We start from the raw sequence: 1,178 nt of genomic DNA on the forward strand, positions 1-1,178 counted from the left end.
AACGCGTACTGGTGGTAATCTATTGCCACGACTACAGATGCGGTTTTCGTGGTCTGCCCTCCGTCGTAACCGACGCTTATGCTATTGACTGAAGTCCGGGTCCCATTCGTGCCGGTGATGGTGGAAGTATACACCTGATTGGGCTCAAACTCGTAAACGTTGTACCCGCCCGTCGGAAAGGTTATTTTGCTGAGGGTACCGCCCCGCATGGCGGGCCACTTGGGATCGCGATCGGCGCCGGCGACGGTGGTCTTGGTACTGTTCGTGTTGTAGAACGTCGCGATCAGGTTGTCGCCGTTCGTGGTCACGCCATTGATGAACCCCCAATGGTCCTGGGCAAAGCTCATCCGCCGCGGCACCAGCTCGGAAAAATAGTCGAACCTGTAGGGAGGGTTTGCGATGCCCGTACCGCTTTTTTCCTGTATGCTCAACAGTTTCAGCCGCTTTTTATCCGTTACTAAATTGGTGTTGAATGACGACGCGATTGGGGTGGTGTTGTCAATGAAATAGTCGTATGCAAAATTGAAGCTTTTAAGTAGCACCAGCCCGCTCCTTTGCAGGATGTCTACCCTCGCTAGCGCCTTAGCCGTGGTATTCACCGCCTCTATGCCGTTCGGGTTGTCGCTGGAAAGGTCATCCCTCGGCGTGTCGGCAGCGACAAAATTAACCTGCCCGTTGGCCGACGTAATATTGTCGAGCTCTACGCCGTTTACATAGTTACGGACCTGTTTATACCCGCGCGCGCCTGTGCTGCCTGCCACACTGGTGGAGATCGTGTAGTAGCTGTAATTCGATGCCCGGTAGTTCAGTGTAATGGTATTGTTGCCGTCGGCAGACACGACTTTGTTCAAATACCAGCTTGAGATCACCTGGTCCCAGCCGAGCCCGCTCTGGGACGTAAACACTTTAGTGTATTCAACGGGATCGACGTCCGTCGTCGAGGGGGTTACGCCAAAATAGTACTTAACGCCGTCAGGGGTTGTAATTACAAAGGCCTGTATGCTCTTGGCGGAGCCTTCCGTGTAGCTATACTCAATTTTTATATCCTGCTCGGGTAGCAGCATCGGCGTCCTGTCGTCGTTGAAGTAGAACTTCCCGGAGTAGCCGCCGAAGTTGAAGAAGAACAGGTCAGGCTCGGAATCAAACTCCCCGGACTGGAACCTGTCGTATTGTACAAG

Annotated in this window: 1 protein-coding gene; it reads right to left on the reverse strand. The window is 53.5% G+C overall.

All coding sequences use genetic code 11. The annotated features are described in order from the left end of the window. Nucleotides 1-1,178: hypothetical protein (locus tag QWZ17_RS04555; protein WP_290303774.1), on the reverse strand; the 1,178-nt coding region annotated here is incomplete at both ends.

It is taken from the genome of Mucilaginibacter flavus (assembly GCF_030409315.1).
In the GTDB taxonomy this organism is placed as follows: Bacteria; Bacteroidota; Bacteroidia; order Sphingobacteriales; family Sphingobacteriaceae; genus Mucilaginibacter; species Mucilaginibacter flavus.